Here is a 25,806-nt window from a genome sequence, read left to right on the forward strand (position 1 = left end):
ACGCCAGGAAGCAGCACCTGGCCTACTCCGGCTTTCGGCGACGGGGCCGGCGGGTGCCCAGCAGCAGCAAAATCAGGAGCAGCAGCGCGGCGGCGGCCAGCGCCCACCACGTAAGGGCGGGCAGGCCGCGGTAGTAGGGCATGGCCGACGAGTAGTTGCCCAACAGGCTCAGGCCCGCAAACAGGATGATGGCCACCGTAACGGCTGCCAGAATCCCGCGGCCCACCAACTCGTCGGCTTTGGCCATGAGCACCTGGTAGCCACTGAGCTCAACCCGCACCCGCAGGTCGCCGCGCGAGATTTTGCGCACGATTTGCCGCACGTCGGTGGGCAGCGTCTGAAGCAGGGCCAGCAGCTGAGTACCGGTATAAAGTGCCTCGTTCTGGATGTTTTCGCGCGAGTACTGCTCGGCAATGATTTTAGCACCGTAGGGCCGCACGAACTCGAAGGTGTTGAAGCGCGGGTGCAGCACCTTCCCAATGCCCTCCAGAATAACCAGGGCCCGCAGAATCAGGAACACCGCGCCCGGTACCTGCAGCTTGTAGCGGTAAATCACATCCTGCAGCGAGTCAGCCAGGTCCGACATGCTCATCTCCTTCACTTCGAGCGAGGCGAAATCCTCAATCATCTGCGCGAGGTCGGCCTCAAAGGTCCGCATATCCGGAATCTCCGAGGTCAGGGCCAGGCGACGGAAGTTGAGGGCCATGCTGCGCGCATCCTGCCGGGCCATACCAATAAATACGCCCGCAAAGGCGTACTTCTGCTGCTTGGTCAGGCGGCCCACCATGCCAAAATCGATGAGCACCAACGTGCCGTCGGGGCGCACCAGCACGTTGCCGGGGTGCGGGTCGGCGTGGAAGGCCCCAAACTCAAAAATCTGGGTCAGATACACGTCCATTCCCACCTCCGCCACTTTCTCGGGGCTCAGTCCCCATTCCAGCAGCTGGACTTTGTCGGTAATCTTGCAGCCGCTCACAAACTCAATTACCAGCATGCGGCTGGTGCTCATTTCGCGGTACGGCTTCGGAATGTAGAACGTGTCGTAGTCTTCGTAGAGCTTGCGGAACTGCTCCATGCTACGGGCTTCGGAGGTGTAGTCCAGCTCCTTGGTCATGCTCCGCTCGAAGGCGTCCACAATATCTTGCGGGTTGCTCAGGCCCTGTTTTTTGAGGAAGCCGGCCGTCAGGCGCACCAGCTCGTGCAGCAGGCTCAGGTCGGTGCGCACCTTTTCCTGCACGTCGGGGCGCTGCACTTTCACCACTACTTTCTCGCCCGTCAGCAGCCGGGCCCCATGCACCTGCCCAATGCTGGCCGAGCCCAGCGGCACCTCCTCAAAATCGGCAAACACTTCCTCCAGCGGCCGGCCCAGCTCGCGCTCAATAATGGCGCGGGCCTGCGCCACCGGAAACGGTGGAACATTGCTTTGCAGCTTCTCAAACTCATCAATCAGCGGCTGGGGCAGCAGGTCGGCACGGTTGCTCAGGGCCTGGGCCAGCTTGATGAAGGTGGGGCCCAGCTCCTCGATAATCATCCGGATTCGCTCCCAGCGGGTTGTCTCGAACACCGCCTGCTCGCCCTCCAGCCACGAGCGCCGCCGACTCTGGGGCACCAGCCGCCGCAGGGCCGTGCTCGTTACCACGTCCTCGAAACCGTAGCGAATCAGCACTTCGGCTACCTGCCGGATGCGCGAAAGATTGGAGATAGTGTTCTTGAACATAAGAAGGGCAAGTTACTGCGAAAGTAGAGCGAAAGCGCGCGGCCTGCTCCCACCCGCCACCAAGCCAGACAACTGGACAAAAAGCAGGTGTTATCAACGGGCAGCTACCGGGAATAAACGCTGCCCCTGCCTCACAAAAAAACCCCGCCCGCGAAACACGGACGGGGTTTTTACGTCGCTTCAGATAAGTGCAAATGCTTACGCCTTGTTGTCGTCGGCCTTGTTCTCAGCTTTCTTGGCGGCTCCGGCTGAGCCGGCGGCCGATTTCTGGGTTTTGCTGGCGGCGGCGCTGGTTTTGTCGGCGGCCTTTTTCACGGTGCTGGCGGCTTTGCTCGTAGCGCTGGCCACTGCGCCTTTGGCGGCACTACCGGCCTTTGTAGCGGTGGCTTTCTTGCTGCCCGAGGCGGCGGTGCTGCCAGCAGCCGACTTACCGCCAGCTTTGGTGCTACGCTTCAGCTCCTCCAATTCAGAGTTAGGGGCTACACCAACAGTTTTCAGCATCTTGGAAGCCAAGCTCTGAGCCTGCTTCTCCAGCTCTTTGCGCTTGGCATCGGTGTTTTTCTTGAGGTCATCCATGATTTTGGCGCCTTCCTTCTCCGAGAGCTTGCTTTCCTTTACCAACGAATCAATGGTCTTCTGCACCCGGTCGTTGGTCAGCGAAACGAAGCCAACACCGGCGTTTACGAACTTCTTGAACAAATCTTCCATGATGAGTTGGGATTGAGTGAGTGGAAAGTGAAGTAAATCAGTGAAAACTATTGTCTGGGAGGCAGATAGCCGAAAAATAGTATGCAAGCCTACTATTTTTTACAAACCTACGAAATACCTGCTATATAGTTTAGTTGCCATCTGTATTATATCGCCCGATACAGCTCATTTTCAGGCTGCTTGCCGGGCCGGAACGGTGCTGGCAGCCGGGGCGGCGGCGGTTTCGGCCCATAGCTGCCGCGTGAAATTGGCCACCCGGTCGAGGGCTATATCGGCTTCGGGCACGAAGCGCCAGAACAGGTGCCACCAGTGGACCAGCCCATCGAAAATCTGCAGGGTTACGGGCGTACCAGCCGCACGGGCCCGCTCGGCAAAGCGGCGCACATCGTCGCTCAGCACTTCGGCGTCGGAAACCTGCAGCAACAGCGGCGGCAGCCCGTGCAGTTCGGCGCGGGCCGGCGAAATGAGGGGGTGGCTTAGTGGGGTTTCGGCGGCGTAGAGCGGGCCCCAGTTCCGGATTTCGAGCGCCTCCAGCAGCAGGCTTTCATCGTGGCACACGCTGCGTAGCGTACCGGCGGGCAGTTGCAAATCGGTCCAGGGCGAGAGGCATACGGCGGCGGCGGGTAGCGGCTCGTCGGCATCGCGCAGGGCCAGCAGCAGTGCCAGCGCCAGCCCGCCCCCGGCCGAGTCGCCGGCCACAATGATGTCGGTGGGCGCGTAGCCTTGGTTCAGCAGCCAGAAGTAGGCCGTCAGGGCGTCTTCGAGGGCGGCCGGAAATGGGTATTCGGGGGCTTTGCGGTAGTTGATGGCCAAGGCCGTAACGCCGCATTTCTGGGCCAGCCGGCCTACCAACGACCGGTGAGTATTGAGCGAGCCCAGCACGTAGCCGCCACCGTGCAGGTACAGCAGCACCCGCCCTTCAGCCGCATCGGCCGGCCGCACCCATTCGGCCGGAATACCTTCTACGTCAACGTCTTCCAGAAACACGTTCCAGGGCATAAACTGCCCGAAGGCCAGCAGCTCGGCAAACAGGCGCATCGCCGGCAGCCGAGGCCGCCGCTCGGCTAGTGGGCCGGTAGCGGCCACCAGAAACTGTTGCAATACCGCGTGTTGAGGCGAGGACATTTAGAGAAGAGTTTGAAATGAATCTTGAATGCCAACACTTGCCGGCCGAGTACTCGTCTTAAAGGGGCAGGGTACGGCCCGCCGTCGAATGATTCGAACCCGGGCCGTCCAACGGCGGGCCGCACCCTACACCGTACTTCCTAGCTTGGGTTTCCTACTTGATCCGGTGGTTTTTATACCCGCGGATGGCAATAGGAACCCAGCCCAGCAGCGGAACAAAAAAGGCCAGCGTGAAGGGGTTGCGCCAGAGCATACGCCAGTAGGCCCCGGGTGTGCGCAGGTCGAGGTCGAAGTGGCGGCGGCCGGCCCGAATATACTGGCGCTCAAACTCCTGGTACAGCGCGGGCCAAGCCCAGGGCAGAAAAAACGGAAAGTAGCGCCAGTTGGTTTTGATGCGCTGCCACAGCTCGGACCAGCGGTAGGGCTGCTGCCCGTACTTCGCCACGGCGGCATCCAGCTCGGTTTGCATGCGTGCGCGCAGCTGCTCCGAAATGGCCCGGTAGTCGTCGCGGGTGAGGTCGGCGGGGTCCTTATCGGTCATTTCGTAGGGCTTCACGCGGGTGCCGAGTACAAAGGTGAGCTTGGCCGGAAACGCCATGTAGAAAAACCAGGGCTGCAGCAGCACCAGCAGCAGCACCGGCCCCACCGGAATAAACGGAATCCCGATTTTCTTGCTCAGCCGGTTCACCCACTCCCAGCTGTAGGTGTGGGGGTTGAGGTACTCGCCGTTGATGGTGTAGAACGGGATGATATCGGTGCGGTGCTCGATACCCAGACGCACAATGCTAGTGGCCAGCCGCTGGAGCCGGTACTTGTTGTTGAACCCCTTGCCGATGCCCGGCACGCCCTCGGGGTACAGCATCAGGTTGTGGTCATTGTAGTACATCATCGTCTCGAAATTGAGCGTCGTGGCATCCACGCAGCCGGCCCGCTTCCAGAAGTCTTTCACCAGAAACGGATTCATCAAAATCGATTGCGAGAGCATGGGCGCCGACAGGGGCCGGGGCAGGTCGCGCAGGTCGGGCAGGTAGCGCCACAGGTGCGCCAGGGCCACCATGGCATCCCAGGGGAAGGCCATACCCGAGTGGTTGGAGGCGAACAGCAGGGGCCGGTCGGGGCGGTTGCGCTGGGGGTAATCGTCGAAGCCCACCAGCTCGGAGCGAAACCACACCCGGTCGAGCAACTGCATAATGTTGCGGTCGAGTGTTTCTACAAACTGCTCGTCGAAGTAATCGGAGTAGATGTGCTGGTTGGCCACAATGGCCGGCGATAATCCGGCGGGTGTCGCGGCAGCGGGGTTCGTCATAAAGGGCAGGAAGACGGTCAGGCTTTCAATGTACTGATTTTAGCCGCTTCCGAGTTGCGCGCCGGCCTGGTATTTCGCAAAAAGGGCCCGGCTTTCTCCAGCCAGCGAGCGGCAGGGCCTAAATCCGGCGGGTCAGGCGCACGCGGGCAGTTTGCAGCTCGGTGGTACCGGCGCGGCGCACCACAAACAGCAGCAGGCGGCCATCGGCCGAGTGCAGCATCCGGCTGATATCGGTGAGCGAAAAGAACTCTGCCGGAATCAGGTTGATGGATATAATTTCATCGTTCACTTTTAGTCCGGCTTGTTCGGCGGGGCCGCCCGGCTCTATCCGCAACAGGCGGTAGCGCTGGAAGCCGGGTCCAAAGGCCAGCAAATCGAACCCGCACATATCGTGTTCAAATGGGTCGCGAAACAGGCTGTTTGGCTTCAGTAACAGTTGGTTGTGTGGGTAGTCGATGATGGTGGTGAAGCGCTTGAGCAGCTCGAAGCCCAGGTTGCCGTTGCGAAACGTTTCGGCCCGCCCGGCCACATCGGCCGAATCGGGGTAAGATGTGAGCAGGTTGCGGATGCGGTAGCGGCCCAGCTGCAGGCCCGGCACCCGGCCCAGAAACCCGTTGATGTTGCCATTGAGGCCGCGCCCAAGCTGGGTACGCAGACGGGCCGGGGGCACGCGCAGGCGTGGGTCGGAAGTGGTTTCGATCGACAGCGCGTGGCCGGCACCGGTATCGAGCACCAGCCGCAGGGGTAGCTGCAGCGAGTCGGACAGCTGCACGGGAAGGTTCAGAAAGGCCTTGGCCCCGTCGAACTCAAGCGGCAGACGGGCCCAGCGGCGGCCACGGGGCGCCCGGTAGCGGGCCGGGTCATGGAACTCCAGCATTTGCTTTTCGGTATCAACCTGCACTACTAGGTTCCGGAATACATCGGCGCCTAACAGGCCATGCACGGGCACCCCCACATAGCCCGAAATATTCAGCACGTCTTCGGAAAGCATCAAAAACGAAGCGCGGGTGGCGCCCACCTGCCCCGAGAGCTGCACGGCCACGGACGGCACCCGGAAAGCTTCCAGCGCACTTTCTTCGCCGGCACCCGACACCAGAAACCGGTCGGTGGTGGCCAGGTTCAGTTCACGGCCCACGGCGGGGTCGGTGATAAGGGAGCTGGCGAGGCCCGTGTCGAGCAGAAAATTATATGGTCCCTGCCCATTAAGCCGTGCTTCTATCACAATCAGGTTGCGCTGGAGGGCGAAGGGCACCTTGGCCTGGCGGGCCCGCGGCCGCAACAGCCGAAATACCGGCTCGCTTATCTGCCCACGGCCCGACACAACGGGCCCCATCAGCCCCAGCAACAACAGCAGCCAACTCAGCTGCCACGACCGGCGCTGGTGGTACGCACGCAGTAAAGCCCCGATTCGTAGCGGCATACAAGGAATAATCTTCCCGGGTAAGGTACTTAAAATTACACACGGAGCATAATTGCCCGGAACCCGCAAAATGCTACCCAGGAGCCTCCCACACGCCGGCCGGGTGGTAGTGCAGCTGGCCTCCTTCTATACTGAGCGGGGCCGCCAAGTTGTTGTGGTAGAGCTGCCCCGTACCCAGCCCCTGCGCAAACCCGGGCAAAGCCACCGTGCCGGCCAGCTGGCTGATGGCGTTCAGGCCCACATTCGACTCCAGGGCCGACGTGAGCCACCAGCCGATACCGTGGCTGTCGGCCAGCGTGGCCCACTGCTGGCTGGCAGCCAGCCCACCCAGCAGCGTGGGCTTGAGCACGAGGTAGGCCGGCCGCACCTGTTCCAGCAGTTCGGGCTGCCGGGCCGGGTCGGTCAGGCCAATCAGCTCCTCGTCGAGGGCAACCGGCACGGGCGAGTGGCGGCATACTTCGGCCATTGCGGCCCACTGCCCGGCGGCAATAGGCTGCTCGATGGAGTGGAGGTCGAAGCGAGCCAGTTGGTCGAGCTTACCCAGGGCCTCGGCCGGCGCGAAGGCCCCATTGGCGTCTACGCGCAGCGTGAGGCGGTCGGGGCCGGCCTGCGCCCGGATGTCGGCTAAAATGCGCAACTCAGTGGCGAAATCGAGGCCGCCGATTTTGAGTTTCAGGCAGTCGAAGCCCGCCGCCAGCTTGGCCTCAATCTGCTCGCGCATAAAGTCGGCGTCGCCCATCCACACCAGCCCGTTGATGGGAAGGCCGGCCTCGCCCCGGCTGAAGGCGTTGTTGTAGAGCTGGCGGCGGGCACCATGTTGGTAGTCGAGGGCAGCCGTTTCGAGAGCAAAGCGCAGGGCCGGCCACTCGGGGCCGACCAGCTCAGCCGCTTCGTGGGGCAGCAGCTCGCGCAGCTGGCGGCGGTTGAACTCGCGCACAAACCCTTCGAGCGTAGCCGCGAAGGCAGGGCCATAATCGGGACTGAGGCCGGCCAGCGGGGCAGCTTCGCCCCAACCGGCTTGCTCGGGCGTGGCCGTATCGGAGAGCAGCAGGTAATGAACCAAGTGTTCGGTGAGGGCCCCGCGGGAGGTGCGGGCCGGAAAGTTGAAGCGCAGAGCGCGGCTGGCGGAGCGAAGCTGAAGCATGGCGGGATAAGCAAAAAGCGGCCCGCAGCGGCGGGTTTTGGGCAATATACAACCCGGCCACCAACGCCAACGCCGCCTTCGGCCCGGATGAACCGGACGGAAGGCGGCGTTGGCGTTGATGGCCGGGTGTGCGGGCCGGCTATTGGTCGGTTTTGCTTTTGGCAGCGGCACCACGGGTAGCCTGGCCACCTTTGCGGCCGGCGGCGCGGGCTTCTTCGGAAGTGAAGCGGTGGCCCCGACCACTCTGATGTGAGGCGCGGCCACCCTCGCTGGCAATACGACGCTGGGTGGCGGAGTCCATGGCGGCAAAGCCGCGGGGGCGCTTGGTTACGGCTTTATCGGCGGGGGCTTTGCCCGAGGTGGCTTTGGTACCGGCAGCTTTGGCAGTTGCAGCGGGACGAGCAGTGAGTTCAGTATTCATAATGCAGGAAAGAAGGGACGGGGAAGTAGCAAGGGAAACGGAATTTCCAGAAGGCGGCTGGTTGGAAAGCAAACCGCGGAATTGTTTAGCTTCTACGCTCAACAAGAATTTTTTAACCTTGAATTTATAGCCTTTATCAAGGCCCAAGCAGTAAAATACCACTTTCTACGGACGAGTTGATCCGTATAACTACGCACCAGTTCCGGTAAATCCGGATGGTCGCTACTGACTTTTACCCGTTCTAAACTAGTCGGCCGGTTTGGCGTTTAGCTGTAACCTCTGCCCCCAACCTGTTCCTGCGTATGCCCGTTTCTCTCGCTCCTACCCTTCCGCCCACCTTGCAGCCACCCGCCCGCCTCACTCCCGCCAACCGGTTCGCGGCCGTGCGGGCGCAGTCGGTGGCTCTGTGCCGGCCCCTGCTGCCCGAAGACACGGTGGTGCAGCCCATGCTCGATGTGAGCCCGCCCAAGTGGCACCTGGCGCACACCACCTGGTTCTGGGAAACGTTTCTGCTGCGCGAGTACCTGCCCGGCTACCAGGTTTTCCACCCCGACTACGCCTTCCTGTTCAACTCCTACTACAACTCGCTGGGCTCACGCGTGAACCGCGCCGACCGCGGCACCCTCTCGCGCCCGCCCCTGGCCGATGTGTATGCCTACCGCCAGGCCGTAGACGCGGCCATGCAGCAACTGCTGATTCAGCAGGCCGATACGCTGCCACCGGCGTTCTGGGAGGTGCTCGAACTGGGTCTCCAGCACGAGCAGCAGCACCAGGAGCTGCTGGCCACCGACATCAAATACATTCTCAGTACCAGCCCGTTGGCTCCGGCTTATTCGGATGCTAAACTGGCACCTATAGCTGCTTCGTCTGCTGCGAAAGCCACCTGGCTGCCGGTAGCGGGGGGCGTGCACCGCATCGGCTTCGAGGGCGAGGGGTTCTGCTTTGATAATGAGCAGGCCCCGCACGATACTTATGTGGCCGATTTCGAGTTGCAGAACCGGCTGGTGACCAACGCCGAGTACCTGGAGTTTATGGCGGCCGGCGGCTACCAGGATTTCCGGTACTGGCTGGGCGAAGGCTGGGATTTGGTGCAGCAGCAGGGTTGGCAGGCCCCATTGTACTGGCTGGAGCGCGACGGGCAGTGGCTACGCTTCACCCACCACGGCCTGCAGCCCGTGAACCCGGCCGCGCCGGTTACGCACGTGAGCTTCTACGAGGCCGATGCCTACGCCCAGTGGCGGGGCTGCCGCCTGCCTACCGAGCAGGAGTGGGAAATTGCAGCCCGCCAGTTCGGCCCCGACCCGGCCGCCGGCACTTTCCTGGAAAGCAACTTATTCGACCCGCAGCCCCTGCCGCCCGATGCCGCCCCCGACAAGTGCCACCAGCTGCTTGGCGACGCCTGGGAATGGACCTACTCGGCCTACCACCCCTACCCCGGCTACCAGAAGGCGGCCGGTGCGCTGGGCGAGTACAACGGCAAATTCATGGTGAACCAGCTGGTGCTGCGCGGCGGCTCCTGCGCCACCCCCGAAAGTCACATCCGCCTAACCTACCGCAACTTTTTTCACGCCGACAAACGCTGGCAGTTCACCGGCATCCGCCTGGCTCGTTAGCTGTTAGCTGTTAGCTGTTAGCTGTTAGCTGAATGAACGAAAGCTGTCAGCTGATAGCTATCGTTCATTCAGCTAACAGCTTAAAAAAATACCCCTTTATGCCCCACGATAATACTGTTTTGGCCACCGAAGTGGCTCCGTCATCCATCACTATTGCCGACCCTAACCTGCTGTTGCGCGAGCATGTGCGGGAAGGGCTCAGCCGGCCATTTAAGGCACTTTCGTCGATGTATTTCTACGACGACGAAGGCAGCCGGCTTTTCCAGCAGATTATGGCCCTGCCGGAGTACTACCCCACCCGCACCGAATTTGCGCTGTTCAGCCGCCACCGGGCAGCTATTGCGCGGGCCCTGCGCCCCCAAAATCCGGCCGAGCCGTTTTTTCTGCTGGAGCTGGGGGCCGGCGACGGGCTGAAAACCAAGATTCTGCTGCGCGAGCTGCTGGAAGCGGGGGCCGATTTCACGTATGTGCCGGTCGATATTTCGGCGGCGGCCCTCGATGGGCTGGCCCGCAGCCTGCAGGCCGAGCTGCCCGCTTTGCGCGTGGAGCCCGTAGTGGCCGATTACGCCGATGCGCTGGGCCTGATGGCGGCCCGGCCGGGCCGCAAGGCGGTGCTGTTTCTGGGCTCCAACATCGGCAACTTCAGCCCCGAAGACCGCCAGCAGTTTCTGCAGCGCCTCGCCGGCCCGCTCACCCCCGACGACCGGCTGCTTATCGGCTTCGACCTGCAGAAAGACCCGCGCGTGATTCGGGCGGCCTACGACGACAGCCAAGGCGTAACGGCTGCCTTCAACTATAATCTGCTGCACCGAATCAACCGGGAGTTGGGGGCCGATTTCGACCTCGCTCACTGGCAGCACTACACCGACTACAACCCGCTCACCGGGGCCGTGCGCTCGTTTCTGGCCAGCACCCGCGCCCAGACCGTGCATTTTGCCGAGCCCGGCTGGTCGGTTGATTTTCGGGCCTGGGAGATGATTCATACCGAAAATTCTTTCAAATTCACCCGGCCCGCCATCGAGGGTATTGCGCAGGAAGCCGGCCTGCAGGTAGCCGAGTTCTTCACCGACGAGCAGGACTACTTCGCCGACGTGCTGCTGCGGAAAGATGTTTAGAGTGTGTTGGGGAATTACGTAAAACCCCGTTAGCATCATGCTGAGCATGACAATTCCCAAACACGCGCCTAGCTTGCAGCGCGAAAACCTTCCGGGCTTTCGCGCTGTCACTCCCCTTTCCGGCCCCCGCCGGCCTGCTTTCTTATGACCACTTCTGTCTCCCTGGCTTCGGGCTACGGCAACTTCGCCATACCTCCCGAGGCTGCCGCTGCCGCTGCCCGCGCCTTTCAAACCTCCCCGCTGCCGGTGCTACCCGCTGCCGGTTCCGAGGCGCTGCGGGCGGCGCTGGCCAGCCGCCCCCGCCCGGCCGATGCAGCGCTGCTCGGGCCAGCCAACGTGGTGATTACGCCGGGAGCCAAGGTGGCCCTGTTTGCCCTGCTGAAAACCGTACTCCGCCCCGGCGACGAAGTACTGCTGCTCACGCCCAGTTGGTTTGGGTTCGATGAGCTGGTAGCCCGCGCCGGCGGTACGCTCCGCACCCTGGCGCTCAGTCCCGACGATAACTACGCCCTACCAGCCGAGCAGCTGCGAGCGGCGCTGTCGGCTGGCCGTACGCGGGCGCTGCTGTTTACCAACCCCGGCAACCCTACCGGCCGCCGCTACAGCCGGGCCGAGCTGGCCGGCTGGCTGCAGGTAGCCGCCGATTTCCCCGACCTCTACCTGCTCAGCGACGAGATTTACGACCTCATTTATTTCGAGCCCGAGCCGCCGGTTTCACTGCTCGATTTCCCGGACCCGCGCGGCCGGCACTTAGTGGTAAACGGGTTCAGCAAGTCGCTGGGCCTTATTGGCTGGGGATTGGGCTACCTGGTGGCCCCGGCTCCGGTGGCCGCTGCCTGCGCGGCCTGGCAGCACGCTACCGGGGCGGCCGTGCCCGCGCCCCTGCAGGCCGCCGCGCTGGCTGTAACCGATGCCGCCGCAGAAGTAGCCGGCCGCCTGATAGAGCAGCTGCGCCCCACCCGGGCCTTCCTGCGCGATTTTCTGGTAGCCCTATCAGCGGCCCCGCAACCACCGCTGCCGGCCGCCACCTACTACGCCTTTCCCGATCTGCGGGCCTACCTACACCCCGGCCGGTCGCCGGTTTCAGCCTCGGCTGAGCTGATGACGCGCCTGCGCACGGCCGGCGTGGATGTGGTGGACGGTGCCGGCTGCCACGCACCCGGCTTTGCGCGCCTCTCCTACGCCGTGTCTGAAGCCGATTTGGCAACGGCCTGCGACCGGATGGCTGCGGTGCTGCGGTAAAAGCGAGCCGGTGAGAGGCAGAAAGAACGTCCTTCTTCCCTCTCACTACCCTTCCCAAAGCCCTACCTTTGCGAATCCTTTTGCTGTCCGGCTATGATTCCCTCTACCTTCCGCTCCCATCTCAACCCCACACTTAGCTTGGCCTATCCGGTGGTGCTCAGCCAGTTGGGCCACGTTATGGTGAACGTAGTGGACAGCATGGTAGTGGGCCAGACGGGCAAGATTCCGCTGGCGGCCGTGTCGCTGGCCGTGAGCGTGAGCACCGTGGTGATGGTGCTGGGCCTGGGCCTGACGATGGGCATTACACCGCTGGTAGCCGCCGCCGATGGCCGCCAGGATGTGGCCGCCAATGGCCGCCTGCTCGTGAACGGCGTGTGGCTGAGCGTGGTAGCCGGTTTGGTACTAGCGGCGCTGGGTTTTCTGGTTCCGGCCCTGCTGCCCCATCTGGGTCAGCCCGAGGCAGTGGTGCTACTGGCGTCACCCTGGGTACAGGTGCTGTTCCTGTCGTTTTTCCCACTGATGATTTTTCAGGGCTTCAAGCAGTTTGCCGAGGGTCTGGGCCTCACCCGGCAAGCCATGTCGCTCTCGATACAGGCCAACGTGGTGAATGCCGTGCTTTGCTACGGGCTGGTGTTTGGGAAGCTGGGTATGCCCCAGATGGGCATGATGGGCGCCGCCTGGGCCACGCTGATAGCCCGCGTGCTGATGGCCGGGCTGATGGTCTGGTATGTGCTGCGGGCCAAGCGCCTGCAGCCCTACCGGCTGACAGCGCAGGCCAACCTGCGGCCCGATACGGCCGGCCTGCGCCGCCTGCTCGGACTGGGCGCACCCATTGGCGTGCAGATGACCTTTGAAATGGGCGCGTTCAGCTTTTCGGCCATCATGATTGGCTGGCTCGGCGCTACCCAGCTGGCTGCCCACCAGATTGCCATCAACGTGGCCTCGGTTACCTACATGGCTGCCAGCGGCATCGGGGCAGCGGCCACCATTCGGGTAGGCAAGTTTTTTGGGGCCCATGATGGCGTGCGGGCCCGGCAGGCGGGCATGATGGCTTACCTGATTACCCTCACGTTTATGGGTGTGATGGGGCTGGTGCTAGTGCTGCTGCGTAACTATTTGCCGTTCTACTACAACCACGACCCCGCCGTGGTGGCCCAGGCCGCTACGCTGCTGCTGATTGCCGCTGCCTTCCAGATTTCTGACGGCCTGCAGGTGGTTGGTTTGGGGGCGCTGCGGGGCCTCGAAGACGTGAAGGTGCCCTCGGTGGTAGCCCTGCTGGCCTATTGGGTGGTAGCGCTGCCACTGGGCTACGTGCTGGGCTTTAAGCTGCAGTGGGGCGCAGTGGGCGTCTGGATGGGCCTGCTCATCGGCCTGACGCTGGTGGCCGGGTTGTTGCTGTTGCGTTTCTACCGCCGCCCGCTGCTGGCCGCTGCCGATGCAGCCTCCACGAACGAGCCAGCACTGGCCGTACGTTAAGAACTCGGCAAAACGAACGAAAGCTGCCAGTTACTTGCTAGCAGCTAAACGCTAAAAAAGAAATGCTCTTCACTGCTCCTTTCTGGCTGCTAAGCCTGCTGATGCCGGCCCCGCCGGCCCAGGTTACGCCTCCGGCACCCAAAATTACCTGGAGCGCCAACCGGCCGCTTGCCTGGACCGATTTCCGGGCCCGACCCAACATCGACCGGCTGGCAGCCCTCACCTCCTCCTCCATCGACGCCACCATCGGCTGCCTCGATTTCAAGTTTTCGGGCAAGGTGCAGGCCACGTTTGCGCCCTCCGAGTCGTGGGTGCGCAACGCGGCCCAGGCCTCGCCCGCGCTGCTGCGCCACGAGCAGCTACACTTCGACTTGACGGAGGTACATGCCCGGCTGCTGCGCCAGAAGCTCAGCCTCATCAAGTTCGATTGCCTGCACCTGCAGCCGGCCTTTAACAACATCACAAAAGTGGCCTTTCTGGCCTGGCAGCGCGACGAGGCCCGCTACGATCAGGAAAGCAACCACGGTCTCAACGTCCCCAAACAAGCCGAGTGGGAGCAGAAAACCCGCCTGCGCCTCGAACAGCTCGCCGCCTTCGCCGAGTAAGATCAGGAGGCTGAAGATGGAATAGTGGGTTTAATGTTCAAAAGAGCAAATTGCGCCGTCAGACACCTCAAACGGCTAACTCACCATCTTACTGTATGCTAACCTGGGAGGAATTTGAGCGCGTGGATATGCGCGTAGGTACCATTGTGGAGGCGCACGAGTTTCCGGAGGCGCGCCAGCCCGCTTACCGGCTGCTAATTGACTTGGGGCCCGAAATCGGCCTGCGCAAGTCCAGCGCCCAGATTACGCACCACTACCAGTCGGCCGATTTGCCAGGCCTGCAGGTGCTGTGCGTGGTCAACTTCCCACCCAAACAAATAGGGCCGTTGCGTTCCGAGGTGCTGGTTACCGGCGCCCCCGATGCGGCCGGCCACATTGTGCTGGCCACCCTGGCGGCCCCGCTTCCCAACGGCAGCCGCCTCCGGTAACAACAGGTTTACCGCCTCACTTCACCACCTTCTCGCGGGCGTCGAGGCTGTCGATAACGGACTGGTAAATAGTGTTCAGCTCCTTGCCCCGGACGGCGTAATAGCGGAAGCTTTGGGCGAAAATGGAATCCGACACCTCGTGGCGCCAGTATAGTTTCTTCTTCTCCTGCTGGAAAAGGGCCCGGCTGGAATCGGGCGGCAGTGCGGCAGCTTCGGTGCGGGCTTCCAGCGTGTGCAGCTCAATCAGCAGGCCCACCATTTTATCGGGCGGCAGCAATTGGGCGGGCGCGGGCACCTCTTCTGCTTTCTGGCAGGCGCTGGCAGTCAGCAGCAAAGCTGTAAGTAAAGCCGGCAGCCCGGCCAGCGGCAGGGCCCGGCGAACAGCGGAGAGGCAGCGGGAAATTCGTTTCACGAAGGCAAAGTTAGGTCAATACCGTAGTTTAGGCCGAATGAAACCCGCCGATTCGCCTTTCCAGCAGCTTGTGCGCCGCCTGCGGCAGATGGAAATCCGCATCCTGAAGGCCGTGGATGCCCAGTTGCAGGGCAATTTTCACTCCGTATTTAAAGGTACGGGCCTGGAAGTAGATGAGGTGCGCCTGTATCAGTACGGCGACGAAGTGCGGGCCATCGACTGGGCCGTAAGCAGCAAAGGCCACGGCACATTTGTGAAAACCTACAAGGAAGAGCGCGAGCAGCAGGTGCTGCTGCTGCTCGATGTGAGTGCTTCGCAGCAAGTGGGTGCGGCCGGCCGCCGCAAGCTCGATATGGGCCGCGACATTTGCGGGGTGCTGGCGCTGGCTGCCGCCCGCCAGGATGCCCAGCTGGGCCTGCTGGCCTTCTCCGACCAGAAAGAGCTGTACCTGCCATCGGGCAAAGGCACCCACCACGCCTACTCGCTCATCAAGCGGCTGTATGAGCTGGAACCCCAGCACCGGCAGACGGCAGTGGCGGCCGGCATCAAGCAGGCGCTGGGGCTACTGAAGCGGCGCAGTATTGTGCTGCTGATTTCTGATTTCATCGACGCCGACTACGAGCGGGAGTTGACGATGCTGGCCCGCAAGCACGACCTCGTGGTGCTGCAGCTGCTCGACCAGCGCGAGCAGGAGTTCCCGCCCCTGGGAATAATTCCGCTCCACGACCAGGAATCGGGCCGCACGGTGTGGACGAATACCTCGTCGGCGGCCTTTCGGGCGCGCTACCGGGCCACCTACGAGCAGAACCGGGCCCAGATTGGCCAGATCTGCCGCCGCCACCGCACCGAATTCCTGTCCATCAGCACCGCCGACGACTTCGTTCCCCAGCTGGTGAACCTGTTCCGGCGGCGCAACCAGCGCGGAGGTCGTGGGTAAGGGCGCGGGTTTGCACTGGTATTGGCCGCAACGCATCGGCCGGCGGTTGTCGGCGACGACGGCCATGCTCCTGCTGCTGGCTGGCGCGGGCGTCGCGCAGGTGCCGGCATCTGCCACGGCAACAGCAGTGGCAGATACCCCGGCAACAGCTGCTCCGGCTGCTGCACCAGCCGCTACCCTGGCGCAACCGGAAGCAGTGGCGCAGGGGCGGTTTCGGAAAGCGGCGGTGCGGGTGGGCGAAATCATCGAATATGAGCTAACCTCGGACCACGCGCCGGCGCTGGAAATCATCTTTCCCGACTCGGCGGCCAGCTTCGCGCCTTTCGAGTATGTGGGCCGCCGCTACCGGCCCACTCGCACCCGCCAGGGCCGCAGCCTCGACCAGGCCGTGTACCGCCTGCGCACCTTCAGCCTCGACTCGGTGCAGACGCTGAGCGTACCCATAACCGTGCTGCGCGGCCGCGATACGCTGGTGGTGCCCACGCAGCCGGTGCAGGTGCGGCTGATGCGTACAGCGCCGGTTGTTGCCGCCGCCGCCGAGCCGCCTGCGCTACGCCAGAACCTGCAGCTACTGCCCGTAGCCCAGCGTTTCAACTACCCCTATTGGCTGGCGGGGCTGGCGGGGCTGCTACTACTGGCCGGCGGACTGGTGCTGGGCTTCCGGCAGCGCCTGCACCTGCGCTACCGCCGCTACCGGTTGCGGAAGAACCACGCGTACTTTCTGGCCCAGTATGCCCGCCACGTCGAGCGGTTCACGCTTTCCCGCTCGCTCAACAACATGGAGCGGGCCATTACGCTCTGGAAAAACTACCTCTCCACACTCACCAACTTCAATATAACCAGCCTAACCACCCGCGAAATAGTGGCCCGCTACCACCACGACCCCGCTGTGCGCCAAGCGCTGATGCTGGCCGACCGGGTTATCTACGGCAATCAATTCTCCGAAGAAGACGCCGAAACTGACCCCATATTCGACCTGCTCCGCCAGTTCGCCGAACGCCAGTATGCGTTGGTGATGACGCGGGAAGGCGAATGAGTTATTGTGCAAACCTATCATCCTGAGCGGAGCGAAGGACCTTTATAGCGGCTAACATCAAAATATAGCTTCTGCACAGGTCCTTCGCTCCGCTCAGGATGACAGTATCTTTGCCGTCCAGCCCTATTCAGTTCCACTCATTTAGCGGCCTCTTTTTACAGTAAATGCAAGAACTGCTCGACAGCCTGCGCTATGCCACGCTGGCCGGCTACAGCTGGGAGCAACCGCGCCTGTTGCTGCTGCTGCCGCTGGTACCGCTGCTATTTGTGCTGCGCTGGGCGCTAGCGCGGCGGCGGCGGGCGCACTTGGATGTAGCCTTCGTGGCCGGCGAGCTGCGGCGCGATTGGAGCGCGGCCCTGCGCTTCGTGCCCGATGTGGTGCTGGCCCTGAGCCTGGGCTTCGGGATTGTGGCGCTGGCCCGGCCCCAGCGCACCGACGAGCGGGTGGTGCAAACCGGCCAGGGCATCGACATTGTGCTGGTACTCGACGTATCGGCCTCGATGGAGCTGCAGGATTTGCGCCCCAACCGCCTCGAAGCCGCCAAACGTGTGGCCCTCGATTTCCTGAACCGCCGCCGCGGCGACCGGGTGGGGCTGGTGGCCTTCGCCGGCAACGCCTACTCGCTGGCCCCCCTCACCACCGACTACGAGCTGCTGCGCGAAAACCTGCAGAACCTGCGCCTGGGCCTGATTACCAACGACGGCACGGCCATTGGCACGGCGCTGGGCGTGGCCACCAACCGCCTCCGCGACTCGCCCTCGCGCACCAAAGTGTGCATTCTGCTCTCGGATGGCGAGAACACAGCCGGCTCGCTCGACCCGCTCACGGCCGCCCAGCTGGCCCACGCCTACGGCCTCAAGCTCTACACCATCGGGCTGGGACAGGATGGAGTGGTGCCCTACGGCACCGACGAAAACGGCCGGCCCCGCTTCGTGGAAACCCGCCTCGACGAAACCACCATGCGCCAGATTGCCCAGGCCGGCGACGGCCGCTTCTTCCGCGCCACCGACAACGCCGGCCTGCGCCAGGTATTCGACCAAATCAATAGCTACGAGAAGTCCGAAATCAAGCAGACCCGCTACCGCAACACCCAAGACTACTACCGCACCTACCTCTATTGGTGCCTGGGCTTCTGGTTGCTCTGGCTGGGCCTCAAAAACACGTTTCTGACTAACGCGCTGGAGGACTAAATCACAGATTTTCGTTGATTTTTTCGGCTGATTACGCTGATTCGGTGGTTTCCGCCGCCGCTGCTGTAACTTAAACGCCCCGCCCGAACGATTCGGGCGGGGCGCTTTTCTATCCTAGAAGCTGTTTAGAAAGTACCCGGAATCAATCAGAACGTCATGCTGAGCGCAGCCGAAGCATCTCTACCGCTTCGTTGCAGTAGGTCAACGAAGCGGTAGAGATGCTTCGGCTGCGCTCAGCATGACGTTCTGATTGATTCCGGGTACTTTCTAAACAGCTTCCTAAAATGATGAGTTACTTACTCCTTGAAAAACATATTCTTCAGCCCATTTCTAGCGTCTTACAGCGAGAGTTATCCGCGTGCTTTTATCATGACGTTTTCGATACTGAGAGCTTATCAACCAATGGCCAGGGAGTTGATATAATTGCACAGCAAGTAGAGCTGATATTTGCAGGCGGACAAACTCTTTTCATTGGATGGGAAGGTGTCAGAGGGTGGTTCCCCTATACTCTAGGTGTTTCGCATGAGTCATATTGCTCATCCAGTGAACGGTTTGTTCCCAATTCGACCCTCTGGCAGCAGCTTATAGGAAGGCGGCTCACTGGGTTTGATGTGTTTGGTTATTCCGGTACCCGACCTCATCTGCTGCTCTTCTCTTTTGAAGGTATAGAAGTAGCAATAGCTAACTGTTATTTCGAGTCCGACTTTGTCCCTAGAGAACCCGCAGGAGATGATGTCTGGATACTTCTCAACTCAGAAAGCATTCAGTTTTTCATAAAAAAGCTAGACCTCAAAAAACTTGAAGTCTAGCTTTCAAAACGAGTGGAGGCAACGGTCACCCTACCGCCCCACCACTTTAAACAGGGTACCGGCGCTGAGCTTGTCGGTGGTTTTCATACCGTTCAGAATGGCCAGTTCCTGGTGGCGCTTGCTGGACACGCCGTTGGCCGTGAGGGCCTGGGCCAGCGTTTGGCCAGCTTTGGCGGTGCGGATGCGGATTTTCTCGCTCTGGCGGTTGAGCTTGTTGGCGTCGGTGAGGCGGCGGAAGCCCTGGGCAGTGCGCTGGAACGCGGGGCCGTAGCTGTTGAGCGTGCCGGGGCCGCAGAGGCCGATGAGGGCGTACAGCGTTTTGCCATCCTGAATGACGTAGGAGAGCGTGCTGGCCTGGATGCCCTGGCGGCCCTGCTGGTCCTGGCCTACCTGGTCGCCCTGCAAGGCAATGGCGGGCAGGCCGTTGATGGTGGTACGACTGGCCTGGGGCGAACTGATGTTCAGCTCCTTGGCCAACGCCTGGGCAGCTTCATCGGCCGAGTTACCGGGGGCCAGCGTGAGGATTTGCACGGCTTTGCCGTTGGGCTCGGCCATCTGGAACTGCTGGGGCGAGTTCTGGCTTTTCCAGCCCTGCGGAATGGGGAACTGGAATTTCAGCTCGGGATGATAGAACACGCCGCCTTCCACGAAGCCCTGGCGCGGGTCGTCGCCGTAGGGCATGCCTTCGAGCATGCGCAGATAGCCGCTACGGTTTACCGTGAGGGCGCGGCCGCCCTGCTGCTGCTTGGCCTGGGCGGCCAGCTGGCGTACGGTGCTGTAGCGGTCGGCCGAGTTGGGGTGGCTGCTCAGGAACGTGGGCGTGCCGCCGGCTCCGCTGGCCTGCTCCTGGCGCTGGAGGGTGAGGAAGAAATCGGCCATGTGGGAGGCATCGTACCCGATTTTGCTCGAGTAAGCCACGCCCAGCTTGTCGGCCTCGCGCTCATCGTCGCGGCCGTATTTGAGAAACAACAGACCCGCACCCTGCGATAGTGGCTGGGCAATGGAGGCCACCCGCTTCGAGAGGATGGAGCCCAGCAGCAGCGCTCCCGAAGCCAGCGTCGAGCGGGTCTGCTGCTTCTCGCCGTGGCGGGCCGTTACGTGGCCCAGCTCGTGTCCCAGTACGCCCGCAAACTGCGCCTCGTCGTTGAAATGGGCCATAATGCCGCGCGTGAAGTAGATGTTGCCATCGGGCGCGGCAAAGGCGTTTATCATAGGCGAATCCAGAATGGTAAACTGGTAGCCGAAATCGGCTCGGCTGGATACGGCGGCCATCTGCTGGCCTTTCAGGTCGATGAACTTTTGCAGGGCCGGGTTATTGAGCAGGCCAAACTGGGCCAGCACCTGGGGGTCGGGCTCCTTGGCCGGGGCCGGCGGGCGGAAACCGGCCGAGCCGGCCAGCGGCAGCAGCGCCAACGCCAGCGCGCCGGTACGGAGGAAGGGATGCGAGAGGAAGGTTTTCATGATAAAGCGCTAAGAAGGAAAAGGTGGCCGTTGCCCCACACCGCCGCTATGGCAGCGGGGCAGGTAAACAGGCGGCCCACGCGGTAGTAACCAAAGACCCCGCCAGTTCTATTTGCCCACCACTTTAAACAGCATACCGCGCCCGAGCTTGTCGGAAAGCTGCATGCCGTTGAGGATGGCCATTTCCTCGTGGCGCTTGGTGGGCACGCCGTTGGCACTAAGGGCCTGGGCCAGCGTCTGGCTGGTAGTGGTGGTGCGGATACGCAGGTGCTCGGGCTGGCGGTTGAGCTTGTCGGCGGCCGTGAGGCGCCGGAAGCCTTCCATGGTGCGGGTGAATACGGGCGAGTAGGCCGCAAAGTCCTGCGGGGCGCTGGCCCCGAGCAGGGCGTAAATCGTTTTTCCGTCCTGAATCACGTAGCTCAGCACCTGCATGCCGGTTTGCTGCTGGCCGGTTTGCTGGTCCTGCTGCACCTGGGTGCCCACAAACGCCAGGGCCGGAAAGCCATTCACCGTCAGCTCGCGCGATTCGGCTACCTGCAGGCTCAACTGCTTGGCCACGACCTGGGCGGCTTCCTGCACCGAGCTGCCGGGCGCCAGCGTGAGCATCATCAGGGCCTTGCCGTTGGGCTCGGCCATCTGGAATTGCTGGGGCGAGTTCTGGCTTCTCCAGCCCTGGGGCACCGGAAACTCAAATTTCAACTCGGGATGGTAGAAGGCATTGTTTTCCACGAAACCCTGGCGCGGATCTTCGCCATAGGTTATGCCATCGATGAGGCGCAGGTACGCGTCGCGGTTGATGGCGAGCTTGGCGGGCGTACCCGGCTTGGCTTTCCACTGGGCCGCCAGCTGGTTCACGTGCTCGTAGCGGTCGGCGGGGTTGGGGTGGGTGCTCAGGAAATCGGGCAGGGCCTGGCCGCCGGCCTGCTGCTGCTCGCGCTCCAGGGTGCGGAAGAAGTCAGCCATTTCGGCGGCGTTGTAGCCTATTTTGGTCGAGTATTCCACGCCCAGCTCGTCGGCCTGGTTTTCGTCGTCGCGGCCGAACTTAAGCGTCAGCAGCTGCAGGCCCTGCATGGCCTGCTCGCCGTACTGGGCAAACCGGGGCGAGGCAATCATGGCCCCCACCATCCCTACCTGGCTGATCATGGCAGTAGTTTGCTGCTTGGCCGAGTGCCGGGCCGTTACGTGGCCGATTTCGTGGCCCAGCACGCCGGCAAACTGCGCTTCGTTGTTGAAGTTGGCCATGATGCCGCGCGTAAAGTACACGTAGCCACCGGGCACGGCAAAGGCGTTAATTACCGGCGAATCGACGATGCGGAACTGGTAGTTCAGCTCGGGGCGGTGCGACACCTTGCCCATCTTGTCGCCCATTGTGTTGATGTAATTCTGCAGCTTCTCATTCTGGTACAAGCCAAACTGCGCAATAATGGCGGGGTCCGACTCCTTGCCCATAGCCAGCTCCTGCCCTTCCGACACAAGCATAACTTCTTTTTTACCCGTTACCGGGTTCACGGCGCAGCCCGTTAGCAGCAGGCCGGCAAGTAGCAGAGAGGGAATAGAACGTAGAAGCATGGGAGCAGGAGTTGGTGAGAGTTGGGTTCTTCAACGCAACTCTTCCCGCTTGTGTTGGGCCGTTGTGTTCAGCTAACCGCTCCTTCGGGCTGCTCCTGCTCTTGCTGCTGCATGTCCTGCTCTTCCTGCTCCCCGATTGTGGGGCGGCCCTGGCGTCGGTCGAGCCAGTTCATAACGGGCGTGGCCAGCGTGCCATGCAGCACGATGGACACGAGCACCGTGAAGCCGGTGGTAGCCCACAGCTCGCGGCTGTTGGGGAAATAGCGAGTATCGAGGGCAAAGGCCAGGTAAAAGAAGGACCCGATGCCGCGGATACCGAAAAACGACACCACCAGCCGCTCGCTCCAATCGAGGCGGGTGCCCGAAAGCGTGAGCAGGCCTCCCAAAGGCCGTAGCACCAGCAGCAGAATCAGGCCCAGCGCCACGCCCGTCCAGTTCAGGTAATTAAACAGCCCCCAGGCAATGGAGCCGCCGAACAGGATCAGAATCACCACAATCAGCAGGCGCTCCAGCTGGTCGGTGAAGTCGTGCATCTCATCCTGGTGTTCGTGGCTGCGCTCGTGGCGGCGCAGTGTAACGGCGGCCACAAACACGGCCAGAAACCCGTAGCCGTGCACCAGTTCGGTAAGCCCATAGGCCACCAGCGTTACGGCCAGCGCCACAAAGCCGTAGGCGTTGGGCCGGATGCGGGCACGGCGCGGCAAATCAAAAATCAGGTACGACAGCAACCGGCCCGCCAACCAGCCACCCAGCAAGCCCAGTGCCACGCGGTAGCTCATATCCATCCAGACCCAGTGCCAAAGCCGCTCGCTCATACTTTCCTTGGCGATGGGCAGCAGGGCCAGAGCCAGGTACACAAACGGGAAGGCCAGGCCATCATTTAGACCCGCCTCACCGGTCAGGGCGAAACGCACGTTGTCTTCGCCGCCTTTACCGGGCTCGCCCACCTGCACATCACCGGCCAGCACGGGGTCGGTGGGCGCGAGGGTGGCAGCCAGCAGCACGGCCGAGGCCAGCGGCAACCCGAACACGCCCCAGGCCACGCCCACAAAACCGCCAATCGTGAGCACCATCAGCACTAGCACCAGCAGCAGCGGAATGCGCCAGGCCTTAAACGAAAACCGCTTGTCAATTTTGAGGCCGGTGCCGGTAAGGGCCACCGTCACGCACAACTCGGTGAGGTGGGTGGCGAAGGTGGAAAACTCCACCGGGTCGGGGTCGGGCAGGCCCAGCGGGAGGGTAAAAATCAGCATCCCCAGCCCCACAAACAGAATCGGGTAGGAAAGCGGGTACTTCTTGAGCAGCGACGGCAGCCAGGCCACGCCCAGAATTGCCACGCCCAGCACGACGAGGATGGTATTGTACATGTTGGGTGATGGGAAGCTTATTCTAAAAGAACGTCATTCTGAGCGTAGCGCAGCTAATACGAAGAATCTCGCGTGCAGTGCTAACGACTGAAAATCGGGTTGGTTTACAAAGAAGCGGTAGAGATTCTTCGGCTACGCTCATAATGACATGCAGTTGCCCATCGGCCCCAAGTTCCCTGTACCCCCTACGGCCGGCGGCTATTCACATCCAGCCGCTGGTAGCCGATGAGCAGGTCGGTGCGGGTGCCGGGCGGGCGGTAGTACACCAGCAAATCGTACTGGTTTTCGGTTTCCTGATGGCTGCCTTCCCACGGAATGCTGTTGGCCCCGGTGGGAGTTTGGGTGGCGTAGTAGTAGTTGTAGTAGCCCTGCTTGAGCAGCGCGTGGCCCCGGTATACCCGGTTTTCGGCGTCGTAGGCCAGCTTGAACTCGTCGCGCAGCTGCCAGTCGCTCAGGGCCCCAAGCACATACACCGGGCCGGCGGCGGGTGCATCGGCCTGGAGCTGGAAGGTTACGTCGAGGTAGTCGGTGTTGGTATTCGGGTCGCCGGGGTACTCGCGGCTCTCAATCAGGCGCTGGCCGTTGATGTCGTCGTACTGGGTGTACCGTTCGTCCAGCCGCGAGGTTTCGGGCAGCAGCAGCGCAGTGCGGGGCGAGGCCTCAGCATCGAGGCGGGCCACGCCGGCCCCCGCCGAGCGGAAGGTGCGCAGATCCATGAACCGGAATTCGCTCAGGCCGGGAAAGGCATTTTCGAAGTTGAAATACTGGTAGTCGAGCTGCTGCTCGGCATCGCGCACAAAGGTGGGGCGCAGGTTGTAGTGGGCGTTGTCCCAGCGGAAGTTCTGGCGCAGCACCACCTTCACCTCCTGGGCCGGATTGACGAGGGCCATGTTGTAGCGAATCCCGAAGTCAATCTGCTGCCAGCGGAAACGCTCCTCCCCCGCCACCGGAATGCCCTGCTTCATGGCAATCTGCACGGCGCCATCCTCGAACACCAGCACCCGGCGGCTCAGCAGCGGCGTGCCGCCTGTGCCCTGCACCACCCACAGGTAGTTGCCCGACAGCTTCACGCGCGGCATTTGCACCTGGTAGTGCTGGTAGGGCACTTTGGTGCTCACCGAGGGCCGGTAGTTGTTGATGAGCTGCTCGTTGATTTCGCTCAGAAACTGCATGTCCGTCAGCATCGAGGGCTGCCAGTTCAGGTCGCAGTGCACGAGCTTGGCCGTGAGCCGCTGCCCCGAGCCGCCCAGCACATCGAACTCCAGCATCGGCGACTGGCCCTGGCTCAGCGGCACCACCGGCGGGTTGAACACCTGCCCGGCCTGGCCCGTGGGCACGTAGCAGAGCACGGTGCGCACGTTGGGGTCGTAGATGTAGTCCTCGTAGCGCAGCTTTTTATCGGCGTAATACTCGGTACCGACCTGGCCGGGCGTGGCGGGCCGGCGGGCGGCATTAGGGTCGGTGATGGGCGTACCCAGCGGCACGCAGGCCGGGGCCAGCAGCAACAGTAACGGCAGAAGTCGGGGAAGTGGGCGCATGGTTGCGAAGGTAAGAACGACTCCCTATCTTGGAGCGGTTGGGGGTAGCCGGGGCCACTGAGCACCCTATCAATCAGTTAATTACAAATAATTACAAGTTTTTTTTCGCACACCAAACATCATAGTCTAAACACATGTTAATAATACTTACACATGAATCCAAGATATATCAATATATGCCAATCCAGTAATTATAAAAGATTCAAAGAAATAGAATCAAAATTATGGAACATTGAAAATAATGCGGGATGTATTGTGTCGGCTTTGGTTTATCTGTCACTAATAATGGGAGTTGTATTCTATAATAACGCTGATAATTTTCAAACATTTATTTTATATTTTATATTAGGGGCATTTATATGCATTCTTCCTACAGGCTTAATATGTGCAATATGCGAAAATTTATATAATAAAGTATATAATATGATTATTAGTGACACTGAAATTAATGCAGAATATAATAGACTTTACGCATTATATAATCCATATGAAACAAATCTTAAATCATTAATAAATGAATATATTAATAATAAGTATCTGGAAATAATATCTGAAATAAAATATGATTCAAACAATTATCAACTTAAGAATGATTTTAAAGAAAATCACAGACTATTACAAGTAGTCTTATCATCACCTCTTTATATATATAAATTATCTAATTTTTTGATTGAAAGTGAAAAAATTATAGAATCTTTTCAATCTACCGACAATAACAAAAAAACAAACAGCAAAGCAACTAATTCAGATTATATCGGAGGGACTAGTAATACGATTATAACCGATACAACTTCAGTTCAATTTTCCCCTCAAATTTTACCTTCTCACTCTGGAATCAGAAAAACCGTCAGGAAACTCACTATAGAGGACTTAATGCCGGAGGCAGATGGCAACAAAGTAGAAAGCCCTGAAATACATATAAAGAGAGCTTCCAATACAAATGACAATCCCAAGGCAACAACTATTCGCAAAGCAAAAAAAATAGATTGGATAGCAGTTAACAAAGCCAAGAATGATGTTGGATTGGGTGGAGAAATATTAGTCCTATCATACGAAATAAATAAGTTACTAGCACTTAATATGGGCGAATATGCATCTAAGGTAGAACATGTATCAGTTACTCAAGGCGACGGTTTAGGATATGACATGGTATCATTCGATGAAAGA

23 protein-coding genes are annotated in these 25,806 nt (G+C 60.9%); 11 read left to right on the forward strand and 12 right to left on the reverse strand.

The window, feature by feature from the left end; genetic code table 11:
* Positions 1 to 22: 22 nt before the first annotated feature.
* From HW554_RS02750 to HW554_RS02780, 7 genes are all read right to left on the reverse strand, one after another.
* Positions 23 to 1,717 carry an ABC1 kinase family protein gene (locus HW554_RS02750; RefSeq protein WP_176906815.1) on the reverse strand — a complete coding sequence of 565 codons (1,695 nt, stop codon included), beginning with the start codon at positions 1,715 to 1,717 and terminating at the stop codon, positions 23 to 25.
* A 198-nt stretch (positions 1,718 to 1,915) separates the two neighbouring features.
* A complete protein-coding gene (locus HW554_RS02755) occupies positions 1,916 to 2,425 on the reverse strand; it encodes a phasin family protein (protein ID WP_176906816.1) in 510 nt (169 codons plus the stop codon).
* Positions 2,426 to 2,596: 171 nt separating this feature from the next.
* Entirely contained in the window at positions 2,597 to 3,550 is a 954-nt protein-coding gene (locus tag HW554_RS02760; protein ID WP_176906817.1) for an alpha/beta hydrolase, read from the reverse strand.
* 154 nt (positions 3,551 to 3,704) lie between these two features.
* Complete coding sequence (locus tag HW554_RS02765) at positions 3,705 to 4,856, reverse strand: lysophospholipid acyltransferase family protein (RefSeq protein WP_218134572.1); 1,152 nt, start codon at positions 4,854 to 4,856, stop codon at positions 3,705 to 3,707.
* A gap of 118 nt (positions 4,857 to 4,974) precedes the next feature.
* Entirely contained in the window at positions 4,975 to 6,276 is a 1,302-nt protein-coding gene (locus tag HW554_RS02770; protein WP_176906818.1) for an aspartyl protease family protein, read from the reverse strand.
* A 73-nt stretch (positions 6,277 to 6,349) separates the two neighbouring features.
* On the reverse strand, positions 6,350 to 7,420 hold the full coding sequence (locus HW554_RS02775; protein WP_176906819.1) for an o-succinylbenzoate synthase: 1,071 nt from the start codon (positions 7,418 to 7,420) through the stop codon (positions 6,350 to 6,352).
* Positions 7,421 to 7,559: 139 nt separating this feature from the next.
* On the reverse strand, positions 7,560 to 7,841 hold the full coding sequence (locus HW554_RS02780) for a KGG domain-containing protein (RefSeq protein WP_176906820.1): 282 nt from the start codon (positions 7,839 to 7,841) through the stop codon (positions 7,560 to 7,562).
* 302 nt (positions 7,842 to 8,143) lie between these two features.
* On the opposite strand from HW554_RS02780, the gene egtB reads away from it, so the two are divergent.
* From egtB to HW554_RS02810, 6 genes are all read left to right on the forward strand, one after another.
* Entirely contained in the window at positions 8,144 to 9,454 is a 1,311-nt protein-coding gene (egtB, locus tag HW554_RS02785; RefSeq protein WP_246285075.1) for an ergothioneine biosynthesis protein EgtB, read from the forward strand.
* A 98-nt stretch (positions 9,455 to 9,552) separates the two neighbouring features.
* Positions 9,553 to 10,569, forward strand: coding sequence for an L-histidine N(alpha)-methyltransferase (egtD, locus tag HW554_RS02790; protein ID WP_176906821.1), 1,017 nt, complete (start codon positions 9,553 to 9,555; stop codon positions 10,567 to 10,569).
* 144 nt (positions 10,570 to 10,713) lie between these two features.
* The gene (locus tag HW554_RS02795; RefSeq protein ID WP_176906822.1) at positions 10,714 to 11,811 is read left to right on the forward strand and encodes a pyridoxal phosphate-dependent aminotransferase; all 1,098 of its coding nucleotides are present in this window, start codon (positions 10,714 to 10,716) and stop codon (positions 11,809 to 11,811) included.
* A 93-nt stretch (positions 11,812 to 11,904) separates the two neighbouring features.
* Positions 11,905 to 13,287: an MATE family efflux transporter gene (locus HW554_RS02800; RefSeq protein WP_176906823.1), complete on the forward strand. Its 1,383-nt coding sequence runs from the start codon at positions 11,905 to 11,907 to the stop codon at positions 13,285 to 13,287.
* Positions 13,288 to 13,349: 62 nt separating this feature from the next.
* Entirely contained in the window at positions 13,350 to 13,892 is a 543-nt protein-coding gene (locus HW554_RS02805) for a DUF922 domain-containing protein (protein WP_176906824.1), read from the forward strand.
* Between the two features lie 95 nt (positions 13,893 to 13,987).
* Positions 13,988 to 14,320, forward strand: a complete 333-nt coding sequence (locus tag HW554_RS02810; protein ID WP_176906825.1) for a tRNA-binding protein — start codon at positions 13,988 to 13,990, stop codon at positions 14,318 to 14,320.
* Positions 14,321 to 14,336: 16 nt separating this feature from the next.
* Here the strand turns inward: HW554_RS02810 and HW554_RS20525 are convergent, their stop codons facing one another.
* Positions 14,337 to 14,732: a DUF4296 domain-containing protein gene (locus HW554_RS20525; protein WP_176906826.1), complete on the reverse strand. Its 396-nt coding sequence runs from the start codon at positions 14,730 to 14,732 to the stop codon at positions 14,337 to 14,339.
* Positions 14,733 to 14,769: 37 nt separating this feature from the next.
* On the opposite strand from HW554_RS20525, the gene HW554_RS02820 reads away from it, so the two are divergent.
* The 4 genes from HW554_RS02820 (at position 14,770) to HW554_RS02835 (ending at position 18,704) form a co-directional block, all read left to right on the forward strand.
* Complete coding sequence (locus HW554_RS02820) at positions 14,770 to 15,669, forward strand: DUF58 domain-containing protein (RefSeq protein ID WP_176906827.1); 900 nt, start codon at positions 14,770 to 14,772, stop codon at positions 15,667 to 15,669.
* A gap of 64 nt (positions 15,670 to 15,733) precedes the next feature.
* Positions 15,734 to 16,705 (forward strand): hypothetical protein, encoded by a 972-nt coding sequence (locus HW554_RS02825; protein ID WP_176906828.1) that lies wholly within the window; start codon positions 15,734 to 15,736, stop codon positions 16,703 to 16,705.
* Between the two features lie 164 nt (positions 16,706 to 16,869).
* Complete coding sequence (locus tag HW554_RS02830; protein ID WP_176906829.1) at positions 16,870 to 17,895, forward strand: VWA domain-containing protein; 1,026 nt, start codon at positions 16,870 to 16,872, stop codon at positions 17,893 to 17,895.
* Between the two features lie 284 nt (positions 17,896 to 18,179).
* On the forward strand, positions 18,180 to 18,704 hold the full coding sequence (locus tag HW554_RS02835) for a hypothetical protein (protein ID WP_176906830.1): 525 nt from the start codon (positions 18,180 to 18,182) through the stop codon (positions 18,702 to 18,704).
* 30 nt (positions 18,705 to 18,734) lie between these two features.
* On the opposite strand, the gene HW554_RS02840 is transcribed toward HW554_RS02835, so the two are convergent.
* The 4 genes from HW554_RS02840 to HW554_RS02855 form a co-directional block, all read right to left on the reverse strand.
* A complete protein-coding gene (locus HW554_RS02840) occupies positions 18,735 to 20,165 on the reverse strand; it encodes a M48 family metalloprotease (protein ID WP_176906831.1) in 1,431 nt (476 codons plus the stop codon).
* A 108-nt stretch (positions 20,166 to 20,273) separates the two neighbouring features.
* Positions 20,274 to 21,734 (reverse strand): M48 family metalloprotease, encoded by a 1,461-nt coding sequence (locus HW554_RS02845; RefSeq protein WP_176906832.1) that lies wholly within the window; start codon positions 21,732 to 21,734, stop codon positions 20,274 to 20,276.
* Between the two features lie 68 nt (positions 21,735 to 21,802).
* Positions 21,803 to 23,101: a cation:proton antiporter gene (locus tag HW554_RS02850; RefSeq protein ID WP_176906833.1), complete on the reverse strand. Its 1,299-nt coding sequence runs from the start codon at positions 23,099 to 23,101 to the stop codon at positions 21,803 to 21,805.
* 185 nt (positions 23,102 to 23,286) lie between these two features.
* The gene (locus HW554_RS02855) at positions 23,287 to 24,639 is read right to left on the reverse strand and encodes a type IX secretion system plug protein (protein WP_176906834.1); all 1,353 of its coding nucleotides are present in this window, start codon (positions 24,637 to 24,639) and stop codon (positions 23,287 to 23,289) included.
* 285 nt (positions 24,640 to 24,924) lie between these two features.
* Between HW554_RS02855 and HW554_RS02860 the strand changes: the two genes are divergently transcribed.
* The coding region (locus HW554_RS02860; protein ID WP_394354307.1) for a hypothetical protein at positions 24,925 to 25,806 on the forward strand (882 nt) is incomplete at its 3' end.

The organism is Hymenobacter lapidiphilus (genome assembly GCF_013377885.1).
Lineage (GTDB): Bacteria > Bacteroidota > Bacteroidia > Cytophagales > Hymenobacteraceae > Hymenobacter > Hymenobacter lapidiphilus.